Genomic DNA, 15,750 nt, shown 5'->3' with positions numbered 1-15,750 from the left:
AATGATTCTAATTACTTCTAATTTGAGTTATTTGGCATCATTGATTAGTATTTGTAACATTTGAACCCCTAAAATGTAACATTTGCGATACCACGATAACCACTTAGAAACCTAGTTTTATATCCGCAATCGATTGCATGCCAATACTCAGATTACCATTAACCAGGTAATTTTTGAGAACCTAAAAATGTACTTAACCAGTTTTATAAATATTAAACTAACCAGTTTATTAATTAACCATACCTAAAATTCATTTTATGCATTATTATTTACTTGAAAAAAAAGTGAAATTGTATTTGCTGCTAACCGGCACTTTTTTAGCTTTCGCGGTACCTGTAAAGGCTGCGAACGTTAAATCAGCCGGGCATCCTGGCGGTAGTACTAATCGTTTAATAAACGCAGCCAAAATTGCTTCTGATAAAGTTGATACCAAAATAACGGGTATTGTTACAGATGAAGCAAACCAACCCCTTAGTAATGTAAGTGTAACCTTTAAAGGTACCAGGATAGGGCAAAAAACAGATGCTAACGGCAGGTTTACTATTAGTGTGCCCAATGTAAATGGCACATTGATTTTTACCACTATAGGGTTTGTATCGCAAGAGGTACCGATAGATGGCCTTGCAGACCTGTCGGTAAAACTTGCAGCATCAACCAAAGCGTTAAATGAGGTAATAGTAGTAGGTTATGGTTCGCAAAGAAGAGCGACTGTAACAGGTGCAATATCATCGCTAAGCGCTTCAACAATTACATCATTACCAGTAGCAAGTGCCGACCAGGCTCTGCAGGGACGTGTGGCAGGTTTAAATGTAACCAACAATGGTTCGCCGGGTACTGCACCTATTGTAACGATACGGGGTATAAGTTCAATCAGTTTTGCATCAGACCCTTTATATGTAGTAGACGGTTTTCCTTTAAATGGGGGGTTAACCAGCTTTGACTCGCGCGATATTGAAAACATGCAGGTATTAAAAGATGCCAGTGCTGCTGCCATTTATGGTTCACGGGCTACTAATGGTGTTATTTTGGTTACCACTAAAAAAGGTTCGAGAAGCGGCAAGATCAATATTAGCCTCGATTCATATGTAGGTATCCAAAGTCCTTCTAAATATCTTGATCTATTAAATACTAATCAATATGTGCAGTATGCAACTGCACTAAATGGCGTAGGTGGCTTACCGCCACGTTTACAATCTGCTAATTTTAATGCGCCTGTTTATGCCGGTGCTACACAAACTTATGCGCAAACCAATACAGATTGGCAGCATGAATACTTTAAACGGAATGCATTAATTACGTCTAATAACTTTTCGCTTAACGGAGGTAACGAGATTTCCAGATTTTATAGTTCTGTTGGCTATTTTAAACAAGATGGTATAGCACAGGGCTTAAGCTATGAGCGGTTAAACTATCGCATCAATTCAGACCATATTGTAAGTAAGTTTATAACTGTTGGCCAAAATGTATATATAGCAGGTGGCACCCAACATTATGATGCAACCGGCGGTAACAGAACACCAATTACCAATGTGGTGCGTATGCTACCCTATATTCCAGCCAGTGATCCAACCAAGGCCGGTGGTTACCAGGGTCCCATCAGCAGCTTTGATGGTTCAGATCCAACAAACCCGGTTGAGGCTGCCTTGATAGGTACCAATAAAGTAAACTCTACCAATGTTTTAGGATCTATGTTTGCGGAACTATCTTTTGCACCATGGTTGAGGTATAGAGGCACATTCGGCGCTAATTATATTAATAATTACACCCAAAATTACACACCAATTTATAATGATGGTGGTACGCTTAATGCTGCAACTGCTTCAATTGCTTATCAGCGCCAAAGTTACTTTAACAGGTTGTTTACAAACCAGTTGACCTTTGATAAGTCGTTTGATAAGCACCATTTTACTGCACTGGCCGTATATGAACAACAGTCTCTGCATTATAATAACCAAACAGAATCTGGTACACAGAATACCAACCAGGTGCAAACCTTAAACGGTGCCAGCAACATTGCCGCAAATAATACTAAAGAAGATAACGTGTTACAATCGTTAGTAGGCAGGGTTACCTATGATTATGCAGGCAAGTACCTTTTAAATGCATCTATCCGCCGCGATGGTTTTTCTGTGTGGGCACCAAGCCATAAGTATGCTAACTTTCCGGCTATATCAGCTGGGTGGAATATTAACCAGGAAGAGTTTTTAAAGGATAACAAAACCATATCAGAATTAAAGTTGAGGGGTGGTTACGGTGTAACCGGTATTAACCCTAGTTCTGTAGGTAACTATCCTTACTTATCTCAGGTACAAATTAACCAGGCCTATTATCCAATTGGTGGTGGTATTGGCAATGCAAATTCATCATATACCAATGGTTTAACTAATCCTGATCTAAGCTGGGAAAAAACCAAGCAGTTTAACATCGGGCTTGATCTGGGCTTGCTGAACAATAAGTTTACCATTATTGCCGAGTACTATAAAAGACAAACCGATAACCTTATTTTAAATGTACCAACGCCAACAAGTTTTGGCTTCCTTGGTACAGGTTCGCTGGCCAACGTAGGTTCTATGCGTAACAATGGTGTTGAGCTACAATTAGGTTACCATAAAACAAGCGGCGATTTCAAGTATGATGTTACCGGTATCATAAGCGCCGTCCGTAATAAAGTATTGGCGTTAAATAATGCCAATGCATCAATCCCATCCGGCAGTGATGCAGATTTTGGTGGTGGCGATGCCTTTACCAACACAGTTGCAGGCCAGTCTATCCAATATTTTTATGGGTGGAAAACTGATGGCATATTCCAAAATGCAGCGCAAGTGGCCAGCAGCCCAACACAATCAGGCGCAGCCCCAGGGGATATTAAGTTTAAAGACATCAGCGGCCCTAACGGTAAACCAGATGGCGTAATTGATAATTATGACCGTACAAATCTTGGCAGCTTTTTACCAAAGTTTACTTATTCATTAAACTATTCTGCATCGTATAAAGGCTTTGATGCAGCTATATTCTTCCAGGGTGTACAGGGCAATAAAATACTAAACGCCGAGCGCATTATTTTAGAAGGGATGCCGCGCTTATTTAATGCCGGCACACAGGTGCTTAATGCCTGGACACCCAGCAATAGCAGTAGTGATATACCACGAGCCATTAACTCCGATCCTAACAGAAATGGCCGGTTATCGAGCCGGTGGATAGAAGACGGATCATACTTACGGCTAAAGAATTTAATGATCGGTTATACCATTCCTGGTTCTGTTTTAAAATCTGTAGGTAACTCTGCTGTTAAGCGCTTAAGGGTATACCTGTCATCCCAAAATCTGGTAACGTTTACAGGTTACAAAGGCTATGATCCAGAAATTGGCTCCAAGAATGGTACGCTGACTAATGGCGTCGATTTTGGCCAATACCCATCAGCACGATCATTCCAATTTGGTTTACAAGTAGGTTTCTAAGCATCTAACAGATAAAAACAACGATAATGAAAAGAAATAAAATATATATGGGAATACTGGCAACTGGTATTGCCACTGCACTAATCGCAATTTCCTGTAATAAACAACAGCTCAATAAAGATAACCCCAACTCAGTCGCGAGTGAAAATTACTTTAATACTTCCAGCCAGTTGATTGAAGCCACTAATGCCGTTTATTCAACATGGCATGCTTCAAATCTTGTTGCAAGGGAGTGGTTCTTTTTGCATGATTTGCGCAGTGATGACGTAACCACAGGTGGAAGCCAGTTGGAAGCTCCGCGTAACCAGATTTTGCTGGGCGTGGTTGACCCAGCTAATCCGGTAATGAATGCGGTTTGGAACTCTTTATACGCCGTAATTCACAGGGCTTGTACAGTTACGGATAATGCACCTAATGTAAAAGATAACGCAGCTTTAGTAAGCAGAAGCGTTGGCGAGGCTTTATTTTTAAGAGGCTGGGCTTATTATGAATTGGGAAGCCAATGGGGAAGCGTGCCTATTTACACCACAACGGTAAAAACACCGAATGATTATCAACCAAAGTCTCCACAGGCTGCTGTATTTGCACAAGCTGTTAAAGATCTGCAGGCTGCTGCGGCAGCTTTACCTGCCAAATCTGCAACAGATTTAGGCCGTGCAACCAATGCCGCTGCTTATGCTATGCTGGCACGGGTATTAATGCAAACCGGCGATTATGCAGGCGCAAAAACTGCTTTGTTAAATATCCCTACTTCGGGTACCAATGGATATGCTTTAACAGACCGTTACCTGGATAATTTTGAGGAGGAGACCGAATTTAATAAAGAGTCGATTTTTGAAATGATTTATGCAGATAAAGGAGATAATAACTTTAACTGGGGCAGTGGTGTAGGCGATGGCCCAAGCGCCGACCAAACCACCGTACGTAACCAGGAATACAACCCGATAGGATGGCGGAACCTGATCCCGTCTGATAAAGTGTTGAACGAATATGAAAGTACAATAACAGGCGCTGCCAAAACAGACCCAAGGTACGGTTACAGCATCTATCAAACAGGAGATGCTTTTGATAATAATACCACCACGCTGGTAGATGCCGATCAAAACGGTAACTCATCAACCGTGCATGGTGTTAAAATTAAAACAGGCTGGCGTAAGTTTCAGTTGATTTATAAAGAAGACCGCCCAACTGCAAGCTTTCACCCCGGCAGCAACAATCAGCGCATTTTACGTTATGCAGAAGTATTGTTGATGCTAGCCGAATGCGAATTTGAGCTAAATAATTATGGCCCCGCTGTTGCGTACCTTAACCAGCTTAGGGCGAGGGCAAGCGTTGCTATGCCGGCATATCCAACTGCACAATACCCGGTAACGAGTAAGGCAGATGTTATTAAAGCCATCATACACGAAAAAACGGTAGAAATGGCTGATGAAGAAGTACGTAACGTGGATATTATCCGCTGGAGAAAGAAAGGTTATTTTACAACAGAACCATTATCGTGGTATACCGCAGCTAAAGAGTACTTGCCAATACCGCAAGCCGAAATTGATAATAACCCCAAATTATAATTGGTAATAAAACACATTAGCAAGTCTTTTTAATTGATTAATTTACGGACACATACAGGGTTGGGAAACTAACCCTGTATTGCCGTTTATAATGAGTGGGTTTTTACGCCCTTAACCAATTGTATTTCTATAATTTATTTTAATGAAACAATTCTACAACGTACTGTTTTGTGTAGTATTACTGGGCATATTTTCCTCATGCAGGCGTGCTAACCCAACCATGTTCGAGCAAATTGCATCCTCGCATTCTGGTATCCATTTCAATAACCTCATTACGGAGAATGACTCGATAAACCCCATTGATAATGCTTACGTGTACAATGGTGGCGGTGTTGGCGTTGGTGATTTTAATAACGACGGCTTACCCGATCTTTATTTCACAGGTAACATGGTAGCCAACAAGCTGTACATTAACAAAGGCGACTTTAAATTTGAAGATGTTACCCAGACTGCCGGAGTTGAAGGCATGGGCAGATGGGGCAGGGGTGTTGCAGTGATAGACATTAATAATGATGGATTGCTTGATATGTACGTTTGTAACTCCCTGCTTAAAGATTCATTAAAGAGGCAAAACCTGCTTTATATTAATACTGGAGTAGATAAAAACGGGGTGCCACATTTTAAAGAAGAGGCGAAAGAGTACGGGCTGGATATCCACGCGCACTCTACCATGGCTAATTTTTTCGACTATGATAATGATGGCAGGTTGGATATGTACTTAACCGTTAATGAACCCAATACCACTTTTTACGCCAACATATTCAGGCCGATTATTAAAAATGGCGACAGCCCGAGTACAGGGCGGTTGTATAAAAACACATGGGACGCTAAGTTGGGTCACCCTGTTTTTACCAATGTATCTAAACAAGCGGGCATTTTGATTGAGGGTTACAGTCATGGTACCAGTATTGTTGATATAAACCGCGATGGATGGAAGGACATTTATGTAACCAACGATTTCTTATCGGCCAATGTCCTATACATCAATAATCACGACGGTACGTTTACAGACCGCTCTAAAGAATACTTTAAGCACACGTCTTACAACGCAATGGGGCAGGACATTGAAGATATCAATAACGACGGCCTTGCTGATGTTTTTGAATTGGATATGGCACCTGAGGATAATTACCGAAAGAAAATGATGTCGATGGCTAACAGCTATCAGTCGTTCCAACTGTTTGATCATTATGGTTACCAGTATCAATATGTGCGTAATACCTTGCAGTTAAACCAAGGGCCAAGGCTTAGCCAGAATGATTCTATTGCCAGCCCTATATTTAGCGAAATAGGTTTTCTGAGCGGTGTAGCTGAAACAGACTGGAGCTGGACACCCCTGATCACCGATTTTAATAATGACGGGTATCGTGATATAGTTGTAACCAATGGCTATCCTAAAGATGTAACGGACCACGATTTTATTTCTTTCCGCAATGATCCGTATAATGTAACCTCCAAGAAAAAAACGATGGAGCAATTGCCCACTGTGAAATTGCATAACTATGGATTCCAGAATAATGGTAATCTTACTTTTACCAATGCCACCCAAAATTGGGGATTAGAGTTGCCTTCTTTTTCTAATGGTGCCGCCTATGCCGATTTGAATAATGACGGCGCGGTTGATATGATTATCAACAACATAGACGATGAGGCTATGATCTACAAAAATACAGCTCGGGATGCAGATAAGGCAGCTACCCATTTTCTGAAAGTAAAATTTGTTGGCGACGCGTTCAACAAAAATGGTATCGGTGCATGGGTGGATATTTACTATAACAAAAACAAGCACCAGGTATATGAAAACACGCCTTACCGGGGTTACTTATCATCCATACAAAACGTAGCTCACTTTGGGCTTGGTAAAATAACCAAAGTTGATTCGGTAGTTATTTGCTGGCCGAATCTAAAAAAACAGGTATTGACCAATGTTAGAGTAGATCAGCTATTGCAGGTAAACATTGCAAATGCGCATACTTCATATAATTGGGACAAACCGGTTAAAACCTCTTCTGCTTTATTTACCGAGATAACCTCTTCTGCAGGGATTCATTACAAACACGACGAAGAAGAATTTATCGACTTCAATATTCAGAAACTACTCCCGCACAAACTATCCGAATACTCACCCGGACTGGCCGTGGGTGACATGGATGGCAATGGACTGGACGATATTGTTGTGGGAGGTAATGCCATAAAGCATGCACAGTTATTGCTGCAGCAAGCTAATGGCAAATTTATTCAGAAGGATTTGTTGCCCGGTATTAACTCTTTCAATGATAAATATAAAGATGCCGGTCTGTTACTATTTGATGCCAATGGCGATGGCAAACAAGACCTGTACATAGCCAGTGGTGGCTACGAAAATGAACCGAATAGCCCTTATTACCAGGATAGACTATACATTAATGATGGTAAAGGAAACTTTAAATTGGCGACAGACGCGCTGCCGCAAAATTATACCAGTAAGTTATGTGTAAGAGCAATAGATTATAACCGTGATGGTAAGCTGGATCTTTTTGTATCGGGCAGGGTAGAGCCATGGGGGTATCCAAAAGCGGTATCAAGCATGATATTGAGAAACGACAGCAAAAACGGACATGCGAAATTTACAGATGTAACTGCACAAATAGCACCCGCACTAAAAGATATCGGCTTGGTATGTGATGCCCTTTTTACCGACTACGATAACGACGGATGGCCGGATTTGATCTTAGCCGGTGAATGGATGCCGGTTACTTTTCTTAAAAATACCAAAGGGAAATTTATCAATGCTACCAAAGGAACAGGTTTAGCTTCAGAAACAGGCTGGTGGAATACCATTGTAGCCGGTGATTTCAGGCATACCGGCAGGATAGATTATATAGTAGGTAATACCGGCCTAAATTCAGAATATAAGGTTAGCGACCAATACCCGGCATTTATTACGGCAAAGGATTTTGACAAGCGAGGGCGATTGGATGCTTTCCCTTCACTGTTTTTGCCGGATAAGGATGGTGTGAGAAAAGAGTATCCGGCTTTTGTGCGCGATGATGCTGTTAAACAGCTCATTAGCTTGCGTAAAAAGTTTACCAATTATAAGTCGTACGCACAAACTACCATGCAAGATCTGCTCTCGCCCGAACAGTGGAAAGGAACTATCAGGCTTAAAGCTACAACCTTGCAATCCTGCTTTTTAAGAAACGATGGCAACGGCAAGTTTACCATGATGCCATTACCGCTGGAGGCCCAGTTTTCGGCCCTGAATGGGATGACGGTTGATGATTATGATAACGACGGCAATCTTGATGTGATTATCAACGGCAACGATTATGGCACCGATGTTTCCATCGGCAGGTATGATGCCCTAAACGGATTAATGCTGAAAGGTGATGGTAAAGGCAATTTTAAACCGTTATCAATTCTGCAAAGTGGTATTTACATACCGGGTAATGGCAAAGCCTTAGTGAAACTCCATAGTGGTAAAGGTAAATACCTGCTGGCTGCCAGCCAGAATAAGGATGCATTAAAACTGTTTGAGCTGAGGCAAAGCGTCAAGAATTTTACGCCTGATGCCACGGATGCAAGTGCGGTAATCAAATATAAAAATGGCACCACAACCAAGCAGGAATTTTATTATGGTTCGTCGTTTTTATCACAATCGGCCCGGTTTATTAATATTGGCAGCAATGTAAGTGATATCACTATTACAGCCAATAACGGAACATCGCGCACTATGAAAATTGGTCAGTTAAAATGAACTTCGGCAAAAGTATATTGATTTTAGTCGGCCTGGCAAGTACGCTTATTTCATGCAGGCAAAAGCGCAGTTCAAATGCAGATATGGTGGAGATGCTGCAACAGCAAAGCCAGTTTGAAAGCAATGCAGCTAATCCATATAGTTGTGCAGCTGTACTTGCACACCAGGATTCGATAATCAATAATACCGCAAAAAGTGCCGATCTTTTTTCTATTTACATATCCAAAGCCAATACCTTGTTGCAATTGGGGCAGGAGCAAAAAAGTGTAAACCTATTGGATAGTTTGAATAAAACCTTTATTGCAGATTATAACAATCGGCAACTGCTAGTTAAAACAATGGCTCTGGCTTACCTGCGATTGGGCGAACGCACCAATTGTATTAACCACCACAGCGCCGAGGCATGTTTGTTCCCCATTAAAGGCGGCGGAGTTTATACTTATAAAGATGCTACAGAGAAGGCAATAACGCTATATCAACAGGTTTTAAAAAGCAACCCGGATGATTATGAATCGCTCTGGTTGCTCAATATTGCTTACATGACCACCGGTAACTATCCGCAGCAGGTACCACCGCAATACTTAATAAAAACAGAACCTCTGGTTACCGATACCGCAATTAAACCGTTTAAAGATGTAGCAATGAACCTGGGCTTAGCCATCCGTAAAATGGGTGGTGGTACCATTATAGACGATTTTAATAATGATGGCTATGCAGATATCATTACAAGCAGCAGCAGTTTAGCTGAGCATATGCATTATTTCCGTAATAACCGTAATGGCAGTTTTACAGATATTGCCAGGCAATCGGGATTGGGGCAATTTACGGGTGGTTTAAACATCATGCAAACAGACTATAATAACGATGGCTTTAAGGATATTTTTGTTTTACGAGGTGCATGGAAAGGCAAATTTGGTAAAGAGCCAAACTCGCTGCTCCGTAATAATGGCAATGGTACTTTTACTGATGTTACCCGGCAAAGCGGCTTATTATCATGCCATCCAACCCAAGCCGCAACCTGGGCCGATTTTAATAATGATGGCTGGCTGGATGTGTTTATTGGTAATGAAAGCCAGGCTGGTGACGAGAATCTGAGCGAGCTATATATCAATAATAAAAACGGCACTTTTACAGAACAGGCAGCCGCTGCAAATTGCCGTATTAACATGTTTGTAAAAGGTGTTACAGCAGGCGATTATGATAACGATGGCCGTACCGACCTGTTTGTCTCTACTATGAATGGCCGTAATGTATTATTGAAAAACATCACCGAAAACGGCAAGGTTATATTTAAGGATGTAACTGTACAAGCTAAAGTAAGCGATAGAAATGCGGGCACATTTGCAACCTGGTTTTGGGATTATGATAACGATGGATGGTTGGATATATTGGTAAGCGGTTATGGTAATAGCGCGCCAATAGGCTACAGGCTTGGTGCCGAAGCATTAAATAAATACCAGACCAGCGGCGGCAAGGTTATTTTGTACCATAACGAGCATAATGGTACATTTATAGATATATCGCAGCAGTCAGGTTTCAACAAGGTGTCTTTTGCTATGGGAGCCAATTTTGGCGATATAGATAATGATGGGTTTCTGGATTTTTATTTGGGCACTGGCAATCCCTTGTTCACATCTTTAATCCCGAATCAATTGTATAGAAATGATGGCGGTAAACGCTTTACCAACGTTACTACACGGGCTAATGTTGGTAGCTTGCAAAAAGGCCATGCCATTGCCTTTGCCGATCTGGACAATGATGGTAACCAGGATATCTTTATTAACCAGGGCGGTGCTTTTACAGGCGATGCCTATCAAAATGCCCTGTTCATAAACCCTGGGCAGGGTAATAATCACTGGGTAAACCTGTTAATTGAGGGTACCAGATCAAACAAAGCAGCAATAGGCGCTAAGCTTAAGATTACATTTTTAGACAAAGGAATTGAGCGTAGTGTATATCGCGATGTTAATTCGGGCGGCAGTTTCGGTTCAAATCCATTAATGCAGCACATTGGTATAGGGTGTGCAGATCTGGTAAGCCGCCTCGAGATCACCTGGCCTGTAACCGGGCAGGTACAGCATTTCAGTAATTTAAAATCGGGTGTCAACTACAAAATTATAGAGGGGCTAAATAAGTTCTCAACTTACCACCTAACAAAGTTTAATTTTAACTATTTAATGCCGCAGGTTATCTGTAATACTGAAAATTAAGTCATCATTCAATAATTATCTGATAATATAGTCTTTAATATTTATAGAATATACAATAAGCTTAAATAGTGTGTGTCTGTTGAAAAATTACAGCTGAATTTTTCGGGTATTAATATTGATTTCTCTGATTATAAGTGTAGATTTAGTACTTAATTTAACCAATTATAAACCAATTAGCTATTAAAGTAAAATTTATAGCTACCGCTAAATTCTGTGCCTTGCAGTGTATCTGCCTGTATATTGTATTATAATATGCCGGCAAACGCTGTTAATTTATAATCAGCTTATGCGTAAAAACCTATTTACTCTTTTCGTCGCCGTATTGGTATTATTTATAAGCCATATTGCCATAGCTCAGGGCGATGAGTACCAGTTTTCGCGCCTTAATATAGATAACGGATTGTCGCACAATAGGGTAACCTGTATTTTTAAAGATAGTAAGGGTTTCATATGGTTCGGCACAAAATCGGGCCTTAACCGCTACGATGGCTACAGCTTTAAGATCTTTAAACATGATTTTAATAACCCGGCTTCTATTAACGACGATTATATCGTCAGTATTACATCCGGGCCACATAACAAGTTGTGGGTAAAAACACGCAAAGGTTTTAATATATATGATCCATTAACAGACCGTTTTGATCATCATATCCGCGCCGTACTTAAGCCTTATGGCATTCCCGATTCCCTGGTTACCAGTATTAACAAAGATGTATACGGTAATTACTGGTTTCTGCGTACCGGGAAAGGTTTGTACAAATTTAATCCTGCGTTAAACAAAAGTATTTATTTAACGCATAATGATAATGATACTACTTCATTGCATGCGGGGTTGGGTACAGCTATGGCGCAAAATAAAGCCGGCGATACTTGGGTTATTTATAATGATGGCGTGCTGGAAAAAGTAGACCATTTAACTAACAAAGTAACCCGCCGCTTTTATGGTATAAGCAAAGCCTATCCGGGAGAGGCGATAGACTATCAACTCTCTATCGACGAGCAGAACGATGTTTGGGCTTTTACGCCTTTACGCTCAATAGGGGCGTTTTACGTGGCTACTGCCAGCGGCATATGCAGGCAATTGGGTAAGGACATGGGCAGTATTAAAATTAGTTCTAATGTGGTTTTTAATATTATTCAGGATGATAAAGGGGTGATGTGGATAGCTACAGACCATGGTGGTATTAACCTGGTAGATAAAAAAGACTTCCGGGTAAGCCAGATCATCAACCGGCCTTATGATAATCGTAGCCTCAGCCAGGATTGTATCGTATCCCTGTACCGCGATAATGCTAATATTATATGGCTTGGCACTTTTAAAAAGGGTATTTGCTATTACCATCACGATATTATTAAGTTTCCGCTTTACAGGCACCAAACATCTATTAAAAACAGTTTGAGTTTTGATGATATAAACCGCTTTCTGGAGGATAAGCAAGGCAATCTCTGGATTGGCAGTAACGGTGGCGGCTTAATTTATTTCAATCGCAAAACAGGTCAGTATACTAATTATACTCATAACCCAACGGATCCTAACAGTCTCGGTAATAACGTAATTGCCAGCCTTTGCCTAGACCATAAAGGTAAGCTTTGGATAGGTACTTACTTTGGAGGTGTTGATTGCTTTGATGGTAAAACCTTTAAACATTACCGCCATTCGGTAACAGATAGTACTACCATATCAGACAACAGTGTTTGGGAAATTATGGAAGATTCGCGAAACAGGTTGTGGATCGGTACTTTATCGGGTGGTTTAAACAGGTTCGATCAGGATAAAAAGATTTTTTATCGTTACTTGCCTGGAAAGCCTAATTCTGTGCCCAACCCTTATGTGTCTGGTTTGTTGGAAGATGATAAAGGCAATATTTGGGTAGCAACCTACTATGGGCTGGCTGTACTGCAAAACCACTCCACAAAGTTTATTTACTACAAGCATAGTGAGGCTGATAAAGAAAGCCTGAGCAACGATAATATTTCTAACCTGATGATGGATAGCCGCAAACTGATTTGGATTGCTACCAACGAAGGCCTGAGTATGTATAACCCTAAAACCAATAAGTTTAAAACCTTTAGGCAAGCAGATGGGCTGCCAGATAACGCGGCATTAATGGTTGTTGAGGATAATAACCACAATTTATGGATTAGTACGGCCAAGGGTTTATCTAACATGATTATTAAACCCCGAAACGGCCACTACACCTATGAGTTTAAAAATTATGATAAAACAGACGGTTTACAGGGTAAAGAATTTAACGAAGATGCGGGCATAAAAACCCACAACGGCGAGCTGGTTTTTGGCGGTGCCGATGGCTTTAATATTTTTAAACCGGAAGCTGTAAAATTAGCTAAAGAGAAACCGGTATTGGTATTGACAGATTTTCAGTTGTTTAACCAAAGTTTGCAGACCGGTGAAAGGTTTAATGGACACATTATTCTAAAAAAATCTATTACTGAAACTAAGGAAATAACGCTAAAACATAATGAAAATGTGTTTGCTATTGAATTTGCCGCAGTCAACTTCTTTAACCCCGCTAAAATTAAACATGCTTATATGCTGGATGGTTTTGACAAAGGATGGGTTATTGCTGATAACAAAATCAGGAAAGCAAGTTACATGAATCTCGAGTCGGGGACGTATACTTTTAAACTAAAAGCCGCGGGCGAGGATGGGCACTGGGGTAAAGACCAGATTGTGCTAAAAATAACGGTATTACCCCCGTGGTGGCGTGCACCGTGGGCTTATATGTTGTATGCATTTCTGGCTTCTGGTGCTATATTTTACCTGCGTTACCGGGGTATTAAAAATTTGAAAGCAAATTTTGCCATTGAAAAAGAAAGGCAGCAGGCACAACGTATGCATGAATTGGATTTGATGAAAATTAAATTCTTCACCAATGTTAGTCACGAGTTCCGTACGCCTCTAGCCTTGATCCTGGCCCCGGTTGATAAGCTTTTAAAGCAAGAGATTAATATTGATGTAACGCGCCAGCTGCAAATGATTAATCGTAACGGTAGGCGTTTGTTAAACCTCGTTAATCAACTATTGGATTTTAGGAAGATGGAAGAACACGAGTTGCAGTTAAATTATAAAAAGGCCGATATCGTTAACTTTATCCAGGAAGCAGCGTATTCATTTTCTGATATTGCAGAAAATAAAAAAATATCCCTGTGCTTTAACACGCAAATAGAGACTATCATAACCAGTTTCGACCAGGATAAAATTGAGCGGATCTTGTTCAATCTGCTTTCTAATGCTTTTAAGTTTACGCATGAAGGTGGTAGGGTAGAAGTAAGGCTTGGTTTTGATCATACTACTTCAGTTAAGCAAATGTTGAAAATAGAGGTGATTGATGATGGCATTGGTATACCAAATGAAAAGCTGGATAAGATTTTTGATCGCTTTTTTCAGAACGATGTTCCCGGATCGATGGTTAACCAGGGTAGTGGCATTGGGTTGGCCATTACACGCGAGTTTGTTAGCCTGCACCAAGGGACTATAAAGGTTAAGAGTACAATAGACAGAGGTAGCTGTTTTACAGTTATGCTACCCATTTATCCCGATCATATTTTGCAGGATACAGCTAAAAATCTTTTTATTAATCCGATATATAATTCACCCAATGTTGCTAAAGTGCATAAATCTGGTTCAAAAAAAGCAACTGTATTATTGATAGAAGACAATGAAGATTTTAGGTTTTATTTGAAGGATAATTTAAAGGAATATTACAACATAGTTGAAGCCACCAATGGGCGCGATGGCTGGCAAAAAGCCCTGTCTGCCCATCCGGGTTTAATAGTAAGCGATATCAGTATGCCCGAAATGAATGGGATTGACCTGTGCTGTAAGATAAAACAAGACCCCAGGACCTCACACATCCCCGTAATTTTATTGACCGCCTTAACAGGTAAAGACCAGCATTTAAAGGGTTTAGAAACCGGCGCGTGCGATTATTTAACTAAGCCGTTTAATTTCGAGATTCTGTTGTCGCGTATAAAAAATGTTTTGAACCACCAGGACACTCTAAAGAAGACGTATTTAAAGCAGTTGGATGTAAATACGCTGGTTAGTACCATGGACATAAGCGACGAGAAGTTCATGAAAGACTTAATGAATTTTATAGACAAACGGTTGGATGATCCCGATTTTTCTGTGGAACAATTAAGTTCTGACCTGGCTATGAGCCGTGTAACGCTTTACCGCAAAGTATTGCAAATGACAGAGCGTTCGCCGGTTGAATTTATAAAAATGATAAGACTTAAACGAAGTACACAGCTACTGGAAAATACGCACCTTAATATTGCCGAAGTGGCTTATAAAGTAGGGTTTAATAATCCTAAATACTTTGCCAAATCTTTTAAACTAGAATATAACATGTTGCCGACGGATTATCGCTTGTCTGTACACCATAAAGAAAAAATAAAATAGATCAGGATAATCCCATGTAGTACGCCTCGATTTGCTTTCCCACGGTTTCTATAATCTCCTGGAAAAGACTCAAACCATCAGAACCTTCAATAAATTCCCAGTTATCGTCAATCAGTTTAATTCGGAAATGTAAATCGAGATCATTGTTGGTATTGTGAAACAAAAATTCTGAATCGTCTTCAGTAGTAACTGGTCCCGATATTAAAGAACCATCTTGTAAATTAAATTCTGCATCAAAAAGAAACTTAGCCATAAGTAGTAAACAATTTTGAGAGCAGTGTGTGTCAATCTAATTTCAATATATTAATGTTAAAGAATAGCGAATTTCAATGCAAATATTGTAACTTTTTAG

6 protein-coding genes are annotated in these 15,750 nt (G+C 40.4%); 5 read left to right on the top strand and 1 reads right to left on the bottom strand.

Annotated features, from left to right (window positions below):
* Positions 1-257 precede the first annotated feature (257 nt).
* From RG47T_RS10955 to RG47T_RS10935, 5 genes are all read left to right on the top strand, one after another.
* Positions 258-3,458, top strand: a complete 3,201-nt coding sequence (locus RG47T_RS10955; RefSeq protein ID WP_083627375.1) for a SusC/RagA family TonB-linked outer membrane protein — start codon at positions 258-260, stop codon at positions 3,456-3,458.
* Positions 3,459-3,484: 26 nt separating this feature from the next.
* On the top strand, positions 3,485-5,026 hold the full coding sequence (locus RG47T_RS10950; protein WP_074489504.1) for a RagB/SusD family nutrient uptake outer membrane protein: 1,542 nt from the start codon (positions 3,485-3,487) through the stop codon (positions 5,024-5,026).
* A gap of 142 nt (positions 5,027-5,168) precedes the next feature.
* The gene (locus RG47T_RS10945; protein ID WP_074489503.1) at positions 5,169-8,762 is read left to right on the top strand and encodes a VCBS repeat-containing protein; all 3,594 of its coding nucleotides are present in this window, start codon (positions 5,169-5,171) and stop codon (positions 8,760-8,762) included.
* Positions 8,759-10,972: an FG-GAP-like repeat-containing protein gene (locus RG47T_RS10940; RefSeq protein ID WP_074489502.1), complete on the top strand. Its 2,214-nt coding sequence runs from the start codon at positions 8,759-8,761 to the stop codon at positions 10,970-10,972. Before RG47T_RS10945 ends, RG47T_RS10940 begins: the two co-directional genes overlap by 4 nt.
* Before the next feature lie 286 nt (positions 10,973-11,258).
* Complete coding sequence (locus tag RG47T_RS10935) at positions 11,259-15,398, top strand: hybrid sensor histidine kinase/response regulator transcription factor (protein WP_074489501.1); 4,140 nt, start codon at positions 11,259-11,261, stop codon at positions 15,396-15,398.
* Position 15,399: 1 nt separating this feature from the next.
* Here the strand turns inward: RG47T_RS10935 and RG47T_RS10930 are convergent, their stop codons facing one another.
* A complete protein-coding gene (locus tag RG47T_RS10930) occupies positions 15,400-15,651 on the bottom strand; it encodes a hypothetical protein (protein WP_074489500.1) in 252 nt (83 codons plus the stop codon).
* Positions 15,652-15,750 lie beyond the last annotated feature (99 nt).

Origin of the sequence: Mucilaginibacter polytrichastri (assembly GCF_001911425.1) — a bacterium.
Taxonomy (GTDB): domain Bacteria; phylum Bacteroidota; class Bacteroidia; order Sphingobacteriales; family Sphingobacteriaceae; genus Mucilaginibacter; species Mucilaginibacter polytrichastri.
Note: the sequence above shows the minus strand (reverse complement) of the source record. Positions and strands in the feature narration are given on the sequence as shown.

Bases quoted from the DNA above. Each gene is read 5' to 3' on its own strand.
- RG47T_RS10940 (WP_074489502.1), top strand. From the start codon at position 8,759: ATGAACTTCGGCAAAAGTATATTGATTTTAGTCGGCCTGGCAAGTACG.
- RG47T_RS10955 (WP_083627375.1), top strand. From the start codon at position 258: ATGCATTATTATTTACTTGAAAAAAAAGTGAAATTGTATTTGCTGCTA.
- RG47T_RS10945 (WP_074489503.1), top strand. From the start codon at position 5,169: ATGAAACAATTCTACAACGTACTGTTTTGTGTAGTATTACTGGGCATA.
- RG47T_RS10935 (WP_074489501.1), top strand. From the start codon at position 11,259: ATGCGTAAAAACCTATTTACTCTTTTCGTCGCCGTATTGGTATTATTT.
- RG47T_RS10930 (WP_074489500.1), bottom strand. From the start codon at position 15,651: ATGGCTAAGTTTCTTTTTGATGCAGAATTTAATTTACAAGATGGTTCT.
- RG47T_RS10950 (WP_074489504.1), top strand. From the start codon at position 3,485: ATGAAAAGAAATAAAATATATATGGGAATACTGGCAACTGGTATTGCC.